General features: G+C 44.7%; 13 protein-coding genes. 6 read left to right on the forward strand and 7 right to left on the reverse strand.

The window, feature by feature from the left end; all coding sequences use genetic code 11:
• Nucleotides 1–10: 10 nt before the first annotated feature.
• Nucleotides 11–1,183, forward strand: coding sequence for a patatin-like phospholipase family protein (locus tag H6F63_RS27090; RefSeq protein WP_190640402.1), 1,173 nt, complete (start codon nt 11–13; stop codon nt 1,181–1,183).
• 198 nt (nt 1,184–1,381) lie between these two features.
• On the opposite strand, the gene H6F63_RS27095 is transcribed toward H6F63_RS27090, so the two are convergent.
• The 3 genes from H6F63_RS27095 to H6F63_RS27105 form a co-directional block, all read right to left on the reverse strand.
• Complete coding sequence (locus H6F63_RS27095) at nt 1,382–4,327, reverse strand: EAL domain-containing protein (protein ID WP_190640403.1); 2,946 nt, start codon at nt 4,325–4,327, stop codon at nt 1,382–1,384.
• Nucleotides 4,328–4,630: 303 nt separating this feature from the next.
• Nucleotides 4,631–5,314 carry a hypothetical protein gene (locus H6F63_RS27100; RefSeq protein ID WP_190640404.1) on the reverse strand — a complete coding sequence of 228 codons (684 nt, stop codon included), beginning with the start codon at nt 5,312–5,314 and terminating at the stop codon, nt 4,631–4,633.
• Nucleotides 5,315–5,471: 157 nt separating this feature from the next.
• Complete coding sequence (locus H6F63_RS27105) at nt 5,472–11,213, reverse strand: alpha-2-macroglobulin (protein ID WP_190640405.1); 5,742 nt, start codon at nt 11,211–11,213, stop codon at nt 5,472–5,474.
• Between the two features lie 158 nt (nt 11,214–11,371).
• On the opposite strand from H6F63_RS27105, the gene H6F63_RS27110 reads away from it, so the two are divergent.
• Entirely contained in the window at nt 11,372–12,067 is a 696-nt protein-coding gene (locus H6F63_RS27110; RefSeq protein WP_190640406.1) for a Uma2 family endonuclease, read from the forward strand.
• A 273-nt stretch (nt 12,068–12,340) separates the two neighbouring features.
• On the opposite strand, the gene H6F63_RS27115 is transcribed toward H6F63_RS27110, so the two are convergent.
• From H6F63_RS27115 to H6F63_RS27130, 4 genes are all read right to left on the reverse strand, one after another.
• Nucleotides 12,341–12,730 (reverse strand): type II toxin-antitoxin system death-on-curing family toxin, encoded by a 390-nt coding sequence (locus H6F63_RS27115; RefSeq protein ID WP_190640407.1) that lies wholly within the window; start codon nt 12,728–12,730, stop codon nt 12,341–12,343.
• Nucleotides 12,727–13,020, reverse strand: a complete 294-nt coding sequence (locus H6F63_RS27120) for an AbrB/MazE/SpoVT family DNA-binding domain-containing protein (protein WP_190419249.1) — start codon at nt 13,018–13,020, stop codon at nt 12,727–12,729. The genes H6F63_RS27115 and H6F63_RS27120 overlap by 4 nt, the downstream gene beginning before the upstream one ends.
• Nucleotides 13,021–13,219: 199 nt before the next feature.
• A complete protein-coding gene (locus tag H6F63_RS27125; protein WP_190640408.1) occupies nt 13,220–14,530 on the reverse strand; it encodes a glycosyltransferase in 1,311 nt (436 codons plus the stop codon).
• 113 nt (nt 14,531–14,643) lie between these two features.
• Nucleotides 14,644–14,910: a hypothetical protein gene (locus H6F63_RS27130; RefSeq protein WP_190640453.1), complete on the reverse strand. Its 267-nt coding sequence runs from the start codon at nt 14,908–14,910 to the stop codon at nt 14,644–14,646.
• Here H6F63_RS27130 and pbpC point away from each other — a divergent pair.
• The 4 genes from pbpC (at nt 14,802) to H6F63_RS27150 (ending at nt 21,033) form a co-directional block, all read left to right on the forward strand.
• Complete coding sequence (gene pbpC, locus H6F63_RS27135; protein ID WP_190640409.1) at nt 14,802–17,132, forward strand: penicillin-binding protein 1C; 2,331 nt, start codon at nt 14,802–14,804, stop codon at nt 17,130–17,132. The genes H6F63_RS27130 and pbpC overlap by 109 nt on opposite strands.
• Nucleotides 17,133–17,458: 326 nt before the next feature.
• A complete protein-coding gene (locus H6F63_RS27140; RefSeq protein ID WP_190640410.1) occupies nt 17,459–18,286 on the forward strand; it encodes a hypothetical protein in 828 nt (275 codons plus the stop codon).
• A 223-nt stretch (nt 18,287–18,509) separates the two neighbouring features.
• On the forward strand, nt 18,510–20,153 hold the full coding sequence (locus H6F63_RS27145; RefSeq protein WP_190640411.1) for a glycoside hydrolase family 15 protein: 1,644 nt from the start codon (nt 18,510–18,512) through the stop codon (nt 20,151–20,153).
• Nucleotides 20,154–20,310: 157 nt separating this feature from the next.
• The gene (locus H6F63_RS27150; protein WP_190640412.1) at nt 20,311–21,033 is read left to right on the forward strand and encodes a pentapeptide repeat-containing protein; all 723 of its coding nucleotides are present in this window, start codon (nt 20,311–20,313) and stop codon (nt 21,031–21,033) included.
• The last annotated feature ends 130 nt before the right edge of the window (nt 21,034–21,163 follow it).

The following is a 21,163-nucleotide window of genomic DNA, read 5'->3' on the forward strand; positions in this document are numbered from 1 at the left end:
GAGAAAAAGCGTGACTTTTCGGATTTTAAGCTTTGACGGTGGCGGTATTCGAGGCGTAATTGCTGCAACGATGCTGGCAACAATCGAAAAAATGATCGGCCAACCTTTAAATCAGTATTTCAACTTAATTGCTGGAACCTCTACGGGAGCAGTTTTGGCAGCAGGGATTGCCACAGGTCTTCAACCTTCCCAGATGGTGGAACTATACCAAAGAAAAGGTTCTAGAATCTTTCCCTATAGAAGCATTTGGTCGCCGCAACGGGCGGGATTAGTTCTTCAGTATGGAATTTCGGCTCCTAAGTATTCAGATAGCGGTTTAATTGCCGTTCTCAAAGAAGAATTCAAATACAAAAAACTGTCAGATATCACTTCAACAAATCTGCTGGTTACTGCCTACGATACAATTGGCCGGGAACCGCTGATTTTTAAAAGCTGGCGCAAAATTTTTGGCGATCTTCCTGTGTGGGAAGCGTGTGTTTGTTCTGCGTCTGCACCTACTTTTTTCCCTGCACACAGATTGGATCGGAAAGAAGAAGGCAAAGCTCAAGGTGGAGATATAAACACTATAACGCTGAGTCCAGAGGCAGCAGACGACAATAGTGATTACAATCAAATGCTTATTGAGATCGTCAGTGGTACGGGAAGGGGACAAACTCGTACTATCATCGGGTACAGAGGGACAATTCATCAGGCGATAGTTGATGAACCTTGGGCGGTGGTGCCTGACACTACTTCTATATACCGAGTGACGAAGGTATATTCAGTTATTGACGGCGGTGTAGGCGCAAATAATCCGACAGCTTGCGCGATCGCTGAAGCATTGCGACTTGGCTATGAACCCAAGGATCTTTCTGTCCTCTCGGTGGGTACAGGAAGTCTTACCCGTGAAATTCCCCTAGAATCTGCTCAACAATGGGGTGCAACCCAATGGGCGTTACCAATTCTTGATGTAATTTTTGATGCCTCATCCGACATTAATAATTACATCGCTAAGCAGATTATTCAGGATAATCGTTACTTGCGTTTGCAATTCAGATTAGATAGCAAATTGACCGGAAAACGCTTGAGTGACGATATAGATGATGCTAGTCCGGTGAATATTGCAAATCTGGTTGAAGCTGCAAGGGTTTACATCAGTCAACGACCAGTGCAAGAAGCGTTGATGAGTTTATTGAAATATTAAGTTAATATTTCTCGTTTCTAGTCTCTGAGAGGACGTCTGAAAAGTAATAATTGAGACGCTTAGAGGGTGGAGATCCCCCTTTTTAAGGGGGACTAACACTTGATTCTCCCCCCTTTTCTCTAGCGCGGGGCTGAGGGGAATTAAACTAACTTTTGACACTTCTGGGACATCCTCTGACTGGGAACGAGAAATACGAACTTAATAATTATTATCAAAATCTGCGGCAATGAATAAACCAGCCGCATTGCTATCAAGTGGCTTAGAGAAAAAGTATCCTTGCCCAAATTCGCAGTTTAGCGATCGCAATTTCTCCAGCTGATCCGCCGTTTCTATCCCTTCTGCGATCGCATCCAGTCCCAGATTGTGAGCCAGGGTAAGAATTGTTTTTACAATTTCGGAATCTTCCCCTTCTCCCCGCATACCCTTAACAAAGGAACGGTCAATTTTTAGCGTATTGAGGGGAAAACGGTGCAGGTAGCTTAAAGAAGAATATCCAGTGCCAAAATCATCAATACTTAACCGAATTCCAGAGTTACTTAGTTGCTGAAGCATCGCCGTAGCAGCGGCGGCATTTTCCATCACCACAGTTTCAGTAATCTCCAGTTTGAGACAGTGGGCTGGTAACTCGGTTTCCTCAAGAATTTGCTTAATTTGTTCAGTTAAATCGGGTTGGGAAAACTGTTTGCCGGATAAATTGACGCTCATCGTTAAGGGCGCTAAGTCAGGAAATTCTTGTTGCCAGAGGCGCATCTGACGACAAGCTTCCCGCAAAATCCAGATTCCCATAGGCACAATTAAACCAGTTTCTTCTGCAACGGGGATAAATTCAATTGGAGAAACCAAGCCGCGCATCGGGTGAGACAACCGCACCAATGCCTCAAAGCCAGCAAGTTTGCCAGTGGCTAAGGAGACAATTGGCTGATAGTGCAGCAAGAGTTTTGATTTTTTAGCTTGGTTTTTTGAATTTTGAGTTAATGGAGAATTATTAATTGAGGATTCAGAATTTTCTGGAAGGGCGCGTCTGAGGTCATTTTCTAAGTGCAAGCGAGCCACAGCATGGGCGTGCATAGCGGTAGTAAACACCTCGTAGCGGGCTTTGCCAAGAGCTTTGGCACGATACAAGGCGATATCAGCGTCCCGCAGAATGTCTCCGGGATAGGGACATACATTCTGGATGCCGGATGAGGCATCGCTCACCTGGCCGCCACTCAGAGTAATGCCAATGCTAGCGGTAATAACTACCTCGTGTCTATCTAGATTAAAAGGTGTCCGCAGTTCCTCTTGAATGTGTTGGGCGATCGCAATCGGAAAGCTGAGATCGCAAACATCCTCTAACAAGAGGACAAATTCATCGCCCCCAAGCCGCGCCACCGTATCGCCTTCTCGCAGACAAATTTGCAGACGATTTGCGATCGCAATTAGCAGAGAATCGCCCGTAACATGACCCAGGCTGTCATTGACTACTTTAAACCGATCCAGATCCAGAAATAAAACTGCAAACTGATACTCTGGCTGTCTTCTAGATCGCGCGATCGCTTGTCCCAGCCGATCCATAAATAATGCTCGATTTGGCAACCCAGTCAGCGGATCGTGAAACGCATCATAAATTAACTGTTCCTCAGCCACCTTCCGGTCTGAAATATCAGTCTGCGATCCAGCCATCCGATACGCTTTCCCATCGGCATCTCGAATAGCTAGCCCCCGACAGATCATCCAGCGGTAAGTTCCATCTTTATGCAACATCCGATACTCTTTCTCGAAGTGCTGAGTCAGCCCTTCCAGATGCGCGTCTAGTGTTGCTTTGACTCGATAAAAGTCCTCCGGATGCACCCGGTCAAACCACTCGTGGGGACTGTCGCTAATTTCGTCTTCTTGGCACCCCAGCATGGATTTCCAGCGGGGTGAAAAATAGATTGTTTCTGTTTTCAGGTTCCAGTCCCACAGTCCCTCATTACTGCCACGAACCGCCAGTGCATAGCGCTCCTCACTTTCCCGCAGCGCCTCTTCTGCTTGCTGGCGCTCCTGAGCTGCCGCCAAAACATTCGCAACAGCTTGCAAGAAATGTACGTCATCTTCAGTAAACTTTCGGTGAGTCGTCGTGTGAACGCTCAACACCCCAAAAGGTTCGCCTTGACCATGAATAATCACACTCATGCCGCTGATGACCCGGTGGTTGTGCAGCAATGGTGTTCCAGAAAAGCGCGTTTCGATGCGGAGGTCTTCGACAATGACTGGCTTCCCTGTCAGCAGCGTATATCCGGCTTGGGAACGGTCGTGAGCGCCTACTTTCGCAGACCCGACAAACCCTTCCTGCCAACCGACACCCGCTCTGAGAAAGAAAGCATTACCTCCCGCCATCAGTTCCAAAACCATGCAATACTTCACTTCCAAGGTTTGGGCAACAATGGTGATGGCTTCATCCATCAGCTTGTCAAGACTGGTGCCAGAAAGCGCCCGTTGACCGAGTTGCGCTATCACTGCTGAGGCACACGCATGGGATCTTAGTTCTTCTTCAGCGGCTTTGCGTTCAGTGATATCGCGTTGCACCGCCAGCATATGGGTGAACCAACCGCTACTATCTGCCAGTGGCACGATATTCAGCTCTACCCAAAATTGCGAACCGTCTTTGTGGTAATTGATTAACTCGGCTCTGACTGACTCCCAGCGCGAAATAGCCTGACGTATTTTGTCTAGTTGCGATCGCTCGGTCTTCGGCCCTTGCAAAAACCGCGGAGTCCTGCCAACAACCTCTTCCAGGCTATAACCTGTCATCCTGGTAAAGGCTTCATTGACATAGACAATCTTAGGGCCAAGCGGCTCCTCCATCGGTTCGGCTTCGGTAATCACAATCCCATCATTAGCGTTGACCACCACTGACTCTAGTAGGCGCAGGCGCTCCTCAGAAAGCGTGAAGAAACGCCCTAATTTTTCTACTTCTTGGTGTGGTGGGGCATAGGTCAAACGGGCCAAATCGCGGCGTAATTCTTGTTGGGCAACGATCTGACGTGCTAAACTTTGCAGTGCCTCTGCCTGTTTTGGGCTGAACTGGCGCGGCACTAGGCTCATATTGGCATCAATGATACAAGGTTGGTGATTTGTCTCTAGTTTAACTTTTTGATTACTAGCTAGTTGTGGTTTTATCATTTATAAATACTCATTTAAGCATGGGTATATATAGGCTGCAAAACCGTTTTATAACTAATATTTTACTATTTTTATTAATTTTTAATATTCTTGTTATTTCTTAACTATTCTCAATCTTTTACAGGATTGATATGTTGTTTGTATGAAGCTACGATTGCTCGTGTGAAGACAAGGCAAAATATCAAAGTTATTATTATTATCATATTTTGCAGGCAAAATAATACCTAGGCTGTTTCTGGAAGTGAAGAAGGCAAAACTAAGCATTTTTACCTTCTTCTTTGTGGGTGATTTATTTTCTTTCGGCTACGATTCTATGGGAAAAAACAGCCTACTTTTGGAGGAGTATTTCCAGGCAATTCCTTCTGGATCTCGGCTCTTGCTCCAATCTGAAAAGTATGGCTCACTTCTGCGTTTGTAAACAGTGCTGGAATGAACATCAAGCCGCCTTGCCAGTTCGGATTGGATGATACCTTTAGAGCTTGTTTGTTTTTCAGTCGGTTGTTTGTCTTGTAAGCGTGTGCTTGGCTGCTCATCTAGTGAGGTTGTTTCGTCTTCTGAGGACTCATCATCGGTATCATCACCTAGACTGTACTCTTCGCTATCGTCAAATATGGTGCCTAGAGTTCTAGCGGTAACAAAGTAATAAACTGTGCCTTGGTCTTGATAGTCAAGGGCGCGAGCGCCGAATTCCTGAGATTTTGTCTCTAAGTACCGTTGCGCTGCTGATGCAGGCAGATTTGCTTTCATTGCCAAGTCAAGTGCGGTAACGCGCCCTTGGGTTTCTTGGATCAGCTGATGAAAAAAAGGATTTACTTGCTGACTCCACTTTTGCCATTGATAGTTTTGCCAAAGCCTCAAAATAATTCCCAGCAACAGCAGTGCTAACAGCACAGGCCATGCTACAAACAGAAAGGCAATTCCAAAGGCAATAGGCAAAAGGACAACCAGACAACCACCTGCACTACTATTTACGGGTTTTCCAGCCATGTTGCTTATTGAATATACTTAGGTCTTGATATCGCAATAATTGCCGTTGTGGCAAATAATCATAATATTTGCACGGCTATGGGCGATCGCAACCAAACCAAAAGGCAAAAGGCAAAAATAGGCAAAAGCAACGTCTCTACACGTTGCTTTTGCGTTGTTACTTCGGTTGTGACACCTTCAATGTAGAAGAAGCAGTGCGTCCAAACTCTTCGGGAGCATATTGCAGATGAACTTCTGCACCGGGCCAGAGGAAGGTGCCTGGGGTGACGGAACGGACGAGGTAGTGCAGGCTGTAAACTCCAGGTTCAAGGCGATCGCTATAAGCGACAATGCGATCACTATAAATTGTCTTGAAGCCAAAGTTATCGGACTGCGATCGCACGTTGACACCGCTAGTCTGGAAACTGGCATCCACCGCCTCAAACCCCGCCGGGAGATGATCGGTAATCACAACCCGATCCACAGGACGATCGGCGATAATCTCCAAACCAATATCAAACACCTGTCCCGCTTCCACAGTCAACGGCTCATCCTTAGCATAAAGACCCTGTTTTTGCAAGACTTTTTCTTGGCTAACCCGACGAATTTCTCGCGTCACCCGTAAGCCGTTAAATCTTCCCGGTTGATTTCCCTGTAAGCGATAGCGATAAGCAACTAGGTAGTGTAGCGTGCCTTGACCGGATTTTTGCACAATCAGATCGTGGCGATCGCTCGGCAACTGGTTCATCGGTACCGTAAGATCCTGGCTGGGGTTGGTGTATCCCTTAAATTGTGCCGATGTCAATTTCTTGCCAGCGAGTTTCACCGTTGCGGCAAAGTTCGGCGGTGTTGGCTGCGTCTGACTATATTCCACCAAAGCGGTGAGTGCTTGAGCGTTGTCGTAGGTATTCTGCCAAGTGCCGTTTCGTCGCAGTGCGAGGAGACTTTGCAACAACCGATCTAGGATTTCTGGATTACTCTTTTGCGTTAACGCTAGCCGCAAAGCTTGAGCTTGAGCTGTTGTTGGCGAGTTGATCCAAGATAAACCTTGGGGTAAATTTACCGTAGCAGTGCGACCCGTTTGATAAATATTCTGCTGGAATTGTTTCGACAGAGTTTGAGATTCTTCTTGCCACTCTGGGAACTGAAACAGGTAACGCGCCAGCTTAATCTGCGTAACCGGATCGAATTGACTGCGCTGTGCGTAGATGTCTGCAAGGAAGTCATTGCGCTTTTCTCCCAGTTCCGCCAAAGCAGAGAGTGCTTCTAGTCGCACCTGATTCTTGCAGAGTTGTTGCTTACAAAAATCATATTGACCGGGATCTGCGAGAATTTTCTTCAAGTAAGTCGTTAAGCGAGATACCATTCTCGGTTCTACCGCTAGTCCCGCTTTCGATGCTCTGGCTAAAGCTTGAGCTGCGTAAGGAGATAGTAACGGATCGGACTTCTCTTGACCAGGCCAAGCGGCGAATCCACCATCTGGTTGCTGGAGTTTTTGCAAGCGTTCTAGAGATTGGTTCGCTTGTTGCGTTGGGTTGAACTGTGCAAAGGTTTGACCGTATTTTTGAGAAAGCGTTTGCAAGTTGGATGCGATCGCTAACTGACTCGCCGCAGGTTCCAAGAAAGGTAATTGTTCATCCTGCAAAACTTGTTTCGCTGGTGCGGTAATTTCCGGTATCAGCGTACTAGCTAGGGAAATCTCCAAACCTCCCGCATCAGGAACAACATTTTTATCAACATTCACAGGAATCTTCACCTCTCCTCCCCTTGTTGAAGGGGGGTTAGGGGGGAGCGTTCCCGACTCTACAACCTGTTCAGTAATTTCTAACGGCTTCACTTCCAAAGGCACTTCAAAAGCATCAGATATACCGTTCAACTGCGTGGTAAACTTCACTTGAGATTCGCCTGCACTACCTGCAACTATAGGAAAGCGATAGGCGCGAGTTCCAGATTCTGCTGTGGTTTGTATCCCCCGATGATTGTCTGCAAACTGTAAGGAACCGCCGACAACACCGTTAATCGCCAAATTTCCTGTTTGTTGGGTGTTGTTAGTGACAGATAAACCAACTTCCAAGCGATCGCCTGGACGCGCAAACTGCGGCAATATAGGATTAGACAGCAGGGGTTTAGTTGTGATAAACGTCGTCTCAGCGTTCCCAAAGCGCAAATTTCCATCAGTAGCAACAGCCATCACCCGCCAAGTCGTCAAGTCATCTGGTAACTTAAAAGTCACGCTAGCTCGTCCACTTTCATCTGAGACGACGCTATTGTAGTAAGCTAAAGCTTGGAAATCTTTGCGGATGCGCGTACTTGCTGCGCCTGCTGATTGTCCCCCGCCATAACCCCAGCCTTTGGGTTTAGCTAATTGATTGGGTTGTACTACTACATTCTGACGATTATCGCTGAAGCGAGTAGAAATAGACTGCTCTGCATAAACAGTTTTTACCAAATCCGGCGGACGGTATCCACTCAATTGCAACACCGCCTCATTCACCGCCATCACAGTAAATTGTCCTTTTACTGGGTTTCCGGTAGCATCCTTCAATTCTAGTTGTACTGTTTGTTCTGCACCGGGTTGTAAAGATGGTGCATTCACCGTCTCGACAATTTTTAAATACTTGTCGTCTAAGTTGGTTTTGAAAGGTGCAAAACCAATTCGCATCAGGTTTTTCAGATTTCCCAAATCCACCTGGTTTATATTAGCGCCTTGTCGAACCAAGACAGCCTCTACTGCTGCATTCGGCAGCATTTCTGGTGTCACTTGGAATTTAATTTGCGGCGCACCACCTTTAACTTTGGTAATGGTTTTATAAAGAGGTTTGTCGCGGACAACTGCAAAGTATAATTCTGCTTCCGGATAGGGAGACTGGATTAAGGCTGTGGCAATTTCACCGGGTTTGTAAGTGTCTTTGTCGAGTTTTACTTCTACGCGATCGTTTTCTCTTTCTCCCCAGTTTACCGCGTTGTCGCCAGTTGCCCAAATCTGTAAATCTGTGGCGGTTACTTCGTCTTTAGAATCAGCAAAGTTGGCGCGAATCCGATAAGAACCGGATTCTGTCGGAGTCAGCGAGACAGATTGAGGACTACTTCCCGATTTTACCTCTACTTCTCCTACCGTCTTATATTCAACCTGATTTTTAGCAGTATTGCTGCCTTCCACTACTCGCGTGACGCTGCTGTACTTTATCTGTTGCAGTTGGACGCGCACCTGTTGACCTGCGATCGCTTTTCCGGTAGCATCGGTGACGATAACCTGGACGGGGAAAGGTTGAAGAGCATCAGCAACGAAATTGCTGGAAAGTCCGATTAAGCGAGCGCTCGGCAATACCGTAAACGTTTTAGAATCAGAGACAGACAGATTAGAAACATCCGCAACTTGCACATCCACCCGATAAATCATCGGGTAAGGCAAATCCTTAGCAATTTTGACAATTTGACTACTCTTCCCGCCACCATCTAACACCTGATTTGATTGCAGCACATCGCTGGCGAGAGTAGGAGTTTCCTCCGGCCAAAACCACTGTCGCCCAAAGGAAAATTGCTCCCACCCTTTCGGGGTAAAATCAGTTTGCGACCTGGTGACATAATATTGAGCTTTCCCTCCTTCCACAGGGGAACCAAACAAATAATTGCTAGCAGCTTTCGCTTCAACTTGTTGCTCACCTATAGCAAATTCTTTGTCTAAATTTAGCTCAACCTTAAAATTGGGCGGTTTGAATTCAGCAACCCGAAAGTTGCCAGAAATTTCCCTACCACTTTTACCTTTAGCTTGAATTGAATAATAGCCGAGAGGCTGATTATTTCGCAACGGCAATTCTAGGGAAAATGTACCAAACTCATTTGTGCTTTGAGTGCCTAAATCTGTCTTTTTACCATCTGGATTTAACACCGTTACTTTGTAAATAGCATTTTTGTCCTGCTTGATACTGCCATTTTCTAAATAGTAAGCAAAACCAGTAAATGCCGCCTTTTCCCCAAGTTTATAAAGCTGTCTATCTGAGAAAATTACCCCCCGCGATTGTGGCTTACCATCATCCCAGCCAGAATCAACACCATAGCCATAAGCACCGCTATATTCCTCTGTCCGGGTAAATGCCCAATCTTGATTTTCACGAGCAATTACTAACAAGTTCGGGGCTTTCTCAAAGCCAGAATTTCCGCCCAAACACTGCTGCAAATTCTGACGATTTAACAACAGCGTACCATTTTGATCGGTTTGGCCAGTTGCACAAGGCGTAGGTTGAGGACGAGATTTTGCTTCCAACTTTGATTCATAAATCTCAAGGCGTGCAGCTACTACAGGAGAACCATCAGAAAGATGATGCACTCTGACTAAACCAGACTCTGGAAACCACTGTGTAAATACACCCAAATTAGTTAATTGCACCATTCCATAATTAATCGGTTCGCGCCATTGCTGCTTATTATTTTCTAAGTAGCGATTAGTTCGCGCCTGAACGCCATAAGCTAACATTCCCGTGGCGTTACCCAATTTTTCTCGCAAAGGAACAGTAACATCAATAGACTGATTTTTCTTACCCGATACCTTGAAGCTTTGCCAAGAATTGGGATTAGGCAATAAATCGTTTCCCTCTCCTCTCGGATAAGCAGAATCGCTATAAACCAAATCTGTTGGTTGAACTACTCGATAAGCTGCTTTATACTTCGATTCGGGTAAATTTGTTGTAGAAATATTCAGTTGTAAATCTTTACCTGCGGGAAAAATATTCAAACTGGAAGGCACCCAAATATCCCCAGCAACATCGCCTGTTTCGTATTTCAGCGTCACTGGTTTATCCAAGGTTTGCCCGAACTTATCTTTGATGGCACCAATGGTAATTGTATAATTCGTAGCAGGTTCCAAAGCCCAAGGATTGAGACTAACCAAACTATCCCCATCTGCCGATTGAACCAGTTTAGGAGCTTGTTTTAACGCAGGATTTATGGTAATATTCTCTATAGCTGAATCTGCAACAATGCCGTTATTAAATTGCAGTTGTGGGCTACCTTTCACAAACCGCCCATAGGTTCCGCCGGCATCCGACTGTCCGTAATATTGGATTTTTTGAAATTTCAGCGGCGAGTAGGTTGCTACTTTACTGGCAATTGGCATTTCAGTAAGCAAATTACCACGCGCCGGACGCAAACCGGGAGAAAACTGTAAGCGGTAACGAGTTGCCTTTAAGAGAGTTTGTTGCGGTACTAAAGTATACCTCCAGGTGTGATTTGAAGGGTCAAATTTATCCTGCGGCTGCTCATTATCCGCTGGAGTTGCATCTTTTTCCAAGTCAACTTTGAGCCGCACGCCCTTATTCTTCCCTTCGGGAATTAGCTGCGAATGTTCTTGTATTGAAGCAAGATCCAATTCCACATTTGAGTTAAATCTCAGGGTTGGCTTTAAATCAATGGCTTGATTATCAGGATTTTCACTATTAGTGTTAGGTAAATTAGTTAGTTTAATTGTTTCAGTATTGAAAGTCCAAGCCACATCTTTATCCAGACGATGATTTTTTAGATCCCCTAAACCTGCCTTGAGGGTGACTCTGACTCGCGTTGCTTTTGGCAGTGCTTTATCTGCCTGAAATCCCACCATTCGCGGTGTCAAAAATCGAAATTGCCCAGGCAAAGGCGGTATAATTTCAAATTTTTGCAGTTTTTCCTGCTGATTTGGACTATCAAGACTCTCAACTGGAATTACAGCCTCTTTAAACCGGATCAAGATTTGGCTTAGAGGTTCAGCTTCCCCAGTCGGACTAATTTGCTCAATCCAATCTGGTAATTGCGGAGTGGGTAAAGATGGAACGGCTGGAAGTGGCTCATTTCCAGAGAGATTAATCACGCCGCATCCAGCCATGCCTAATGTAAGTATGAGGACGAATAAAAACTGCGTCCAAGTTCTAAAAATGCCGATATTTTGCATGACAACTGCCGACTGACTTATTAATCAATCTTCTACATCTCAATCTGTCAGCCTTCCGGGGAGCTTAACAATTAAAGACTAAAATCTTTACTTTATGGGAGATTGATACTACTCTCGCTTAGCTAAGATCCAAACAGTAAGTCTAGGGGAAAGCCATCATGGTACAGTATGACCCATTACCTTATCTGCCATCCTCAACAGAACTACCTGATTCTGACGATACTCCTGTGGACAATGAACTGCAAAATCTAGTTCCCAACTTGCTGAGAGCAATTTTAGCTTTCATCTGGCAAGAGCGAACGGATTGGTTTTTTGGGGTAAACATGGGTATCTACTACATGACAGATAGAGTTCGTCAAACTCCTATCGTGCCTGATGGCTTTCTCAGCTTGGGGGTAGAACGGCGTAAGAGTGCCAGGGGACGTTTAAGTTATGTTTTGTGGGAAGAAAACTACATTGCCCCGATTTTGGCATTAGAAGTTGTCTCGCAAACTTACGGTGGAGAATACGATGAGAAGCCGATAAAATATGCAAGCTTAGGCGTGTTGTACTACGTAGTTTACAACCCTGAATACAATCGTCGTGACAAGCATGAACCCTTCGAGGCGTATCGCTTAGTTGATGGTCAGTATGTGCGTTGCTCTGGTGAACCTGTGTGGATGCCTGAAATTGGTTTGGGAATTGGACGGGGACGAGGCACTTATGAGGGATGGGCGCGGGACTGGTTGTACTGGTACGACTCTGAGGGAAATCGCTTTTCCACTCCTGAAGAACAAGCTGAACAAGCAGAACAACAACTTAATTCTCTAATTGCCAAGTTAAGACAAAAGGGAATAGACCCCGATACTCTTTAGGTGGGCAATGCCAACCTCAATAGTAAGGTGGGTAGACCACCTTGCCTACTCTTGTATAGTTAAACTCCCTTTACTTAAGTAAAGGGAGTTTAACTATACAAGAAAAAATTCTTACTATAAAGCATCTGCTGGCTAAAATTGCTAGCAGGTTCTAAATATATATTAATATTTGTATTTATCGTAGGATTATTACAAATATACCATTTCTGGTTGTTAACTGCAAGAGAGTTTACTAAATATCGTTCAGTGGGGGTAGCATCTTTATAATACAACTTAGAATTTTTGAGAGTTTTCAGCAATCCAAACGGCTAGGGTATCTTGATCCTCCACTCCTTCCACTAGATAGTTCATCATTACTACTGCTTCTGGTTCTGGTGCTACTAATTTATAGCCATTCAACCGTAAAAAAACGTCGATGACAGCAAGAGCGATTCGCTTGTTGCCATCGACGAAACTATGATTTTTTGCCAGACCGTAGCCGTAGGCTGCTGCCAGATCAAACAGAGTTGCATTTTCACTGTAAGAGAATAAGTGCCGAGGTCTGGCTAGACTCGCTGAAAGTAAGCCCGAATCTCTCAATCCAGCCTTACCGCCATGTTCTGCAATTAGCTCTTCATGAATGGCGCTTACTGCTGTCTCAGGCACCCATTCGGGTTCCTTCATTTAGCTAATTCACGAAAGGCATTGCTGTAGTTTTTGCGGGTTTCTGCAAAAGCCTGCATTGCTGCTTCAAAATCAGGATCATACGCAGTAATTTGAACTCCATTTGGAGTTTCTGTCAGGAAACTGCTGTCTCCCTGACTAGACCTCTCAAAACATGAATCTGAAACCCTTGTGCTGCTAAGTTTGAAATGTAATTTCTGGAGATGTCTACTGACATTCAGTGCCTGCAATACTGTTTTAGACCATGTTGCTCCCGAATTGCCAATCCGTCGAATCTTTAGAGTATGCATACTATCACCTCTTAATTGGATAGTAATTATACATATTATAATATAAAACTATAGAATTTCATCTCCTTGTTGAGTCATTAAGGTTTTGGCAAATTTTCTTGATGCAAAGGTGCGAACCGACAGGTCGGCGCTTCGCGATCGCGTCCATCAAAAATCGCTCCAATCTTTGAAAGGCGCGATCGCACTCTCCACAAAATAGTTAAACAGGCGACGCGGACGCACTATGAAGCGTAGCGTTCTTGTCTTTTTTCAATTGTGCTTCAATTGCATCGCAGGCAACCTTGACTCCATTTTCTGCCTGTACCTTAGTGCCAACTTCTGCGGCTTTAGCCTGGTAGCGAGGTTCGCGCAACAGGCGATCGAGTTCCTTAGCCGCACGGGAAGCTGTATAGCGATCGCGATCGATAGTCCGTCCGACTCCTAAACGAGTAATACGTGCTGCATTGTCTGGTTGGTCGTTACTAAAGGGTACCACCAACATCGGGCGACCGGAATGCAACACCTGTGCGGTTGTGCCCACGCCTCCTTGATGCACAATAGCAGCAGCCCGATGAAACAGTTCCGAGTAAGGAGCGTAGTCAAAAACACCAATATCTTTAGATTGCAACTCTTTTGGCAGGGAGGGGTTATTGTTGCCAACCAGCAATACAGCCCGATAGCCTAACTTTAAGGCAGCTTTGGCACTTTCGAGGTAAAACTTGTCAGCAACCCACACGGCGGAACTTCCCAAAGTAAAGACAATTGGCGGATCTCCCGCATCCAAAAATGACGACAGTTCCGGAGATAGACCAGTATTGCCATTGCGATCGTAGAAAGTAAATCCGGTAATGCAAGTCTGTTTTGGCCAGTCGGGTTGAGGAGTTGCGAGAGCTTCTGAAAATAAAGCCAGCACTAAGTTGGGGGAGTTCATCCCTTCAAACATAGAATCGGCAAGGGGAGATAAACCAAGCTGCGCCCGTAATTGTCGCAGGGGTTCATCCCACGAGCTGAAACGATTTTTGGCGAGGCGGATGAGTGCTCCATTAAACCCAGGGCCAAGTATGCGTAGATTCAGCCAACTGGGTAAAGTCGCTACCACTGGCGGATCGTAGGCGGAGAGGAACGACATTGGAGACAGTACGCTGGAAACCCAACAAATTCCTGTTTTCTCAACAACAAGCGTTCCTGCGAAGCTGAGGGGGTGCGTCACCAACAGGTCAGCACCGCGCACTGCCGACATCAGATCCGCATAAGTTTCTTGGACATAGGGTAAGATTGCTTGGCGAAAGACGTATTCTGTGCCGTTTTGCTTGTCCATGATCAGACGCACAAGTTCTCGTTGCTGTTCAACGTCTGTGGGAAAATCGGGACGGACTGGGTGGAACTCAAGACCAGCCGCTTCGATTTTGTTACGGTAGAACCCAGCTGTGGCAATTACTGCTTGATGCCCGCGTGCCTTTAATTCTAGGGCGATCGCTATATAAGGATGCAGGTCGCCTAGGGAACCATAAGTGTGTAGAACAATCTTCATAATGGCTACCGTATCTTTTTATAGATGAGTTACTTGTATTACTACAAAACTACGGCGGTTTAAGGGTACTTTCTTCACCCGATTGGTGGACTCTATTGGGTGATTAGGAAGAATTACCCATCATTGTCTTGAGGTGGAAGCTTACTATCTGCCAGTTTCAAGCGCTTAGAGGGAAGATGCGATCGCACTTCCCCTAAAAACACCCTCATCCGGTAAAGGCGATCGCCACAATGAAGTAATGGTAAGTCTTCTTCCCTAGTGGGGTTATGTGATGAGACAACCCAAAAATTGGTTGATTTGGCGTATAAACAAGAAATTTCGCGTATTGTTAGCTTTAGTGTTGCTGTGTTTGACAGTGCGATCGCTTCCTTATCTGGCACCTGTTCGCGCCAAAGATATTGCCCAGGACACGCAAGCAATAGAATTTAGCGATCGCAATGGACTTGCTCTCGGCACGTTACTCACTCGCGATCAAGAGCATACTGCTGTTGTGCCGCTGAATCGAGTTTCACCCCAGTTTATCAACGCTATTTTAGCTGCCGAGGATAAACGATTTTATCATCACGGGGCGTTGGATCTGAAGGCTGTAGCGCGATCGCTTAAAGATGCAATTCACAGCAAAAGAATTACGTCCGGTGCTTCCACTATTACTATGCAACTAGCCCGGATGTTAGATCCTGTTCCCCGCACTTTGCCGGGCAAAATGCAGGAAATTTGGCTATCTTGGCGACTAGCAGCTGGCATGAATAAAGATGAAATTCTCGCTGCTTACATCAATCGCCTGCCAATGGGAGGAAATATTTATGGTTTAGAAGCTGCTTCCCGCAACTATTTCGATATTCCTGCAAGCGATCTTAATCTTGCCCAAGCTAGTCTTCTCGCAGCCGTTCCTAATAATCCCACTTACTTCAATCCCTACGACCATTGGAAACGCTTAAAGAAACGGCAAATTTATGTCTTAAATCGCATGGTTCAAGACAATTATATCACACGTAATCAAGCAGAACGAGCATATAAAGAAGAAATTTCCCTAGCACCTCGGCAGCAGGGAATTATTGCCGCACCTCACTTTTTATTCTGGGCAGCCAGTCAATTACCTAAGCATAATTCTTCTCAAATTCGCACCACTATAGACCGTCCCTTACAGCAATTTGTGGAAGCCCAAGTTCAGCAGGTAATTCGCACCCTCACCCCAAATAATGTTCATCATGCGGCTGCTTTGGTTATTAACAACCACACTGGAGAAGTTTTGGCTTATGTCGGTTCTCCCGATTATTTTAATGAACAATCATTGGGACGCAACGATGGAGTTCAGGCATTGCGTCAACCGGGTTCAACTCTCAAACCTTTTCTATATGAATTAGCTTTAGAAAATCGTACTATTCGCCCTAATACAATTTTAGCTGATGTGCCGACTCATTACGCCATTCCCGGCGCAAAACTGTATAGTCCTACCGATTACGATGAAACCTTTCTAGGTCCAGTGCGGGTGCGCCTAGCTTTGGCAAATTCTCTAAATGTTCCAGCGGTGCGGGTGTTAGAAAAGGTAGGCGTACAAAATTTTCTTAATCGTCTGCATCAATTGGGATTTGAGCATTTAACTCACTCGCCAGAATATTACGGTTTGGGATTAATTTTAGGTAGCGGTGAAGTTAGCCTATGGGAGTTGGCGAGGGCTTATGTCACCTTAGCAAGACTTGGAGAAGCGACACCCCTTGTAACTACATTTTATCAAACTGCCAATCTGCAAAAGGGGGGATTTCAAAACCGAAAATCGGAATGGGAATTAATTACTGATATATTAAGCGATCGCTATGCTCGTGCTACAGCTTTTGGTGTAGAATCTGTACTAGCTTTACCGTTTCCAGCCGCAGTTAAAACTGGTACTTCTTCCGATTTTAGAGATACTTGGACTGTGGGTTTTACTACCGATTATACTGTTGCAACTTGGGTAGGCAATTTCAATGGCGAACCGATGCGACAAGTTTCTGGAGTGACAGGTGCAGCACCTCTATGGAATCGAATTATGTTACACCTGCACTCGCATCAAGAACCCGCCGCTTTTCCGCTTCCAGAAAACCTCGTGCAACGTCCTATCTGTGCAATTTCTGGGTTGAAGCCTACACCAGATTGTCCCTCGGTAGTACAAGAATATTTGTTTACAGAAGATATTAGCAATTATGAGCGTCAGTCACACACTTTTAACTTGCCTTCAGAGTATGATGAGTGGTTGGCAAGACAGGATCAACCGAGTTTTACTTCTAGTAGTCTGAAGATTTTGTCTCCTCACAATGGCGATTTTTTCCTGTTGCATCCAGGTGAAGAAACGAACCGCCGAGGCGCAGAGGGAAGAGGAACGCAACGGTTGGAGTTTAGGCTGGCGGCAATGCCTACGCAGCCTGTAGAGTGGTGGTTGAATGGGGAGAAGTTAGCTACGCAGTCGTCCAATTCTCTATTTTGGCAGCTTCGTCCTGGTAAGTGGACTTTGCAAGCTAAAAGCGGTGAAATGATGGATACGGTAAGCTTTCAAGTGCAGTTGGCTGAGTATAGGCAAACACGTCGGGGTTTCTCTATTGCTAAGCCTCCGGTGTTGTCACATTAGACTTTTTGATTTAATAAAGATTAGTATATAGCGTTTCTCAGTTGGGTGGAATATATCCCGGTTCAGACGTTCTCCCCACCTTGCTAGGGACATAGAGACATGGCATTGCCATGTCCCTACATTATGTATCGCACCCAACCCTTGAATTGCTATATATAGCAATCTTAAATAGATTGTGAAATATTTTTTCGTTCTTAGACAGACTTTCTGCCCTAGCATCTAATTGTTTATAAAAGTGTAAAATTAAATCACATCTGTTGTCTGGTGCGAGAAAGCCTTTGAAGAAATTTAATTGGTTTGTAAGGGCCATCATAGTCATTGTGTTGATGATTTTGGTTATATTAACTAAAGTTTTGTTTTCGGTTGCTATTACTCAAGATGAAGCTTTTGGTTATCCGGGTGCTTGTCCCATTTGGTCGCCTTCAACCCTTACTTTTCTTGGTACTGGCGAAAATACTACTAGCCAAGTGTGGTTCACTGGTTTTAATGGCATTATTGGTGAGGTATTTTACCCTTCTGTTGATAAGGCGGCTACGGTAGACTGGCAGTTTTTAGTGGGGGATGCTGCTAAAACTTGGGTTGATGAAGAGAAGCAGGATACTACCAGCCAGGTTAATCTAAATAATACGCGATCGCTTTCTTGGAATATCACCAACAAAGCCAAAAATGGCAAATATCAAATACAAAAAACAATATTCACCGACCCCAACCGAAATACATTAATTCAGCAGGTGACTTTCACTGCTTTGAGGGGAACGTTAGATAACTTCAAACTTTATACGTTGTACCATCCAGCAATTGGCAACGATGGAAAATCTACAACAGGTTACAACACCAGCTACAACGGTATTGGGATGCTGATTGCTAAAAATTCTACTAATGGTATGGCATCAGCACTAGCAAGCTCTTTAAATTTCCAAAAAGGCATGATATCCTCTGGCTTCGTCGGACAGAGCGACGGCTGGCAAGACTTAAAAGGTGGTAAAATTGATAATAGGATGGACTGGACTTATAAATCAGCAACTAATGGAAACATTGCCCAAATGGCGATGTTTGATTTAAGTCCTTATGCCAACCAGAAATCAGTCACCTTTAACTTAGTTCTCGGCTTTGGCAACAACGAAACCAACGCTAAAAAAGTGGGGTGGTGGTAAATATGTAGTGAAAAGGTAAATATATAAACTAAAACGGTAGTGGTAAACAGGTAGTGATATTTAATGCTCAAAGCCTTGTACAGTAGGGGGTAAAAGTAGATTTATCACTACTTCTATACCACTACCGAAAATCACATTGGGGCTATATGGTATTTTATCCATCATTATAATGCGTCGCTATCTATGTAGTAATTTTTTCACTACATATTTACCACTACCAAAAGTGGCAGCAGAAACTCTGAACGATAATGTTCCTAATATGCTGTTCACTTACAACGCACAATGGAACAACTACACCAATAATTTAAACAACTTTGGCGGCACTGCTGATACTCAATATTACGTGGCTGCAATGGCACTAAAGGCAGCTACTGACAAAACCTCTGGTGCTATGGTTGCCGGTTTAGGCAATCCTTGGGGTAATTCTAACTACTCAATCTGCAATCCCCTAGGCATCGAAATGCAAGGCGGCTACCATCTAATTTGGCCTCGTGACTTATATAAAACAGCTAGTGCCTTAATGGTAGCGGGTGACTCGGCTACTGCTTCCAAAGCCCTCGGCTGGTTGTTAACTACCATGCAACAACCCGACGGACATTTTCTTCAGAATGCTTTTGTAGATGGTACGCCTTATTGGACAGGAATTCAAATGGACGAGACAGCGTTTCCAATTATTTTGGCTTGGAAACTCGGTCGTAACGATGCAACAACTTATATAAATAATATCAAACCTGCTGCTGACTATATTGTAAAAAATGGGCCGTGGACGCAACAAGAGCGTTGGGAAGAAAATGCAGGTTACTCACCAGGAACCATTGCATCTGAAATTGCAGCTTTAGTCTGTGCCGCAGACATTGCTAAAGTCAACGGTGATACAACTAGCCAAACTAACTATCTCGCGAAAGCAGATTACTGGCAAGGCATGGTAGAAAATTGGACGTTCACGACTAGCGGTTCTATCGGGAATGGCAAATATTTTCAACGGATTGATGATAACGGGAATCCCAACGACGGACACATTTTGAATATAAGCAACGGAGGCGGTTCTTATGATGAACGTTCTATCGTTGATAGCAGTTTTTTAGAACTGGTGCGTCATGGGGTAAAACCGGGAAATAATCCTTATATCCTATCTTCGATTGCTGCAATTGACTCGATAATTAAACAAACAATTCCCGGGAAAGGAGACGGATGGTTTCGCTACAATCATGATGGTTATGGTGAAACATCAACTGGCGCTGATTATACTGGTGCTGGTATCGGGCGTTTGTGGCCTATTTTTACGGGAGAACGCGGTCATTTTGTCATTGCCAACGGTGGAAATGCTGACTCTTATTTGGCAACAATGCGTGCATTTGCTAACAGTTCTTACATGATTTCTGAGCAAGTGTGGGATTTAAACGCGCCCTCTGGTTTTACGCCAGGAACTCCAACTAAATCAATGACACCGCTTTCCTGGTCGATGGGGGAATACATCACGCTGTTGGCATCGAATTATACTGGCAAAATAATGGATATGCCGGAGATTGTTTATCAGCGCTATGTGAGCAATTTATACAAGCCGCATGAGGATAAAACGGTTGATTATAACCATTTTTTTGTGCAACCAGGGAAAGCTTTAACAATTTACTACAAAGGTTTTTTGGCGAGTTCTAAACAGTTAAATTTACACTGGGGACACGACAATTGGCAAAGTGTCACTGACAAGCCGATGCTTAAGCGAAATGATGGCTTTTGGGAAACCACAATTGCTATACCACTGAGTGGAACCACTTTAAATTTTGCTTTCACTGATGGGAACAATTGGGATAACAACGGAGGCAGCAATTGGAAAGAAACCCTCTCCCCGGCTTATTTCCGGAGATAAATACGCCTGTTGATTGATGTCTAAATATGTTTGCGTTTGCTAGGCTATTCAAAGCTTATTTTAAGGCAAATATAGCCGGCAGGCTAATCGGGTTTGTTCGCCATTGCCTTTAGCCGTCAAGCGTTTTTACTTCAACGACCGTGAGGAAAAGTAGGGTATGAAAAACTTAATCCAAAAAATATTAAATTTCCCAAATAACTTCAATAGTTTTGAAGCCCGGAACAAGCAAGATGTTCTCTTATTTGACTCCTCATTTGCTGCCCAAGACATTGCCTTTATAATTGGCGGTCATTGGGATGGTTGTAATGGTATTTTAGTAACTAAAAATGATGAAATAGCGGTTAATACGGCTGCTGAATTGTTAGGGGCGCGATGGTGTTACAATGGTGCCAAAATCGCCCTGACAAGCAGATTAAGTGCTGATGACTTAAGGCGACGTTATGCAGCAGGAGAAAGGCATTTTATCAATGCTAACTTGAGGTGCGCTAGGCTTGGTGAGTGTTTACTTAGTGAAGTTAACCTGAGCTGGGCAAAACTGAGTTTAGCAAACCTGTGTGGAGCCAATTTAAGTAAAGCAAACTTAAGTGATGCAGATTTGATTGAAGCCAACTTGACCGAAGCCAACCTGCGTACAGCTAACTTGGCTAGAACAAACCTGGCTAAAGCTAACCTGCGGCTAGCAGATTTAAGAGGGGCAAATTTGAGTAAAGCTTTCTTGAGTGAGGCTAATCTCAGCGAAGCCGATTTAAGGGGAGCAAATCTAGAATTGGCAGACTTAAGAGGTGCTGATTTGAGTGGAACTAACCTGAGTGGTGCTAACTTAAGTGGTGCCAAGTTAATTGAAGCTGATTTGGCAACAGCAACCCTATCTAATGACTGAATTTGAGTATTATGGATACGTTATTAAGCATTGCTATTGGTATTAGTTTGAGGGCGCGTTCATGGCAGGAATTGCAATGCTGGCGTTTTCACCATTAAAAGAGGCAGGAGGAAAAGATAATTGAGGGTAG

Origin of the sequence: Trichocoleus sp. FACHB-40 (assembly GCF_014695915.1) — a bacterium.
Lineage (GTDB): Bacteria > Cyanobacteriota > Cyanobacteriia > Cyanobacteriales > FACHB-T130 > Funiculus > Funiculus sociatus.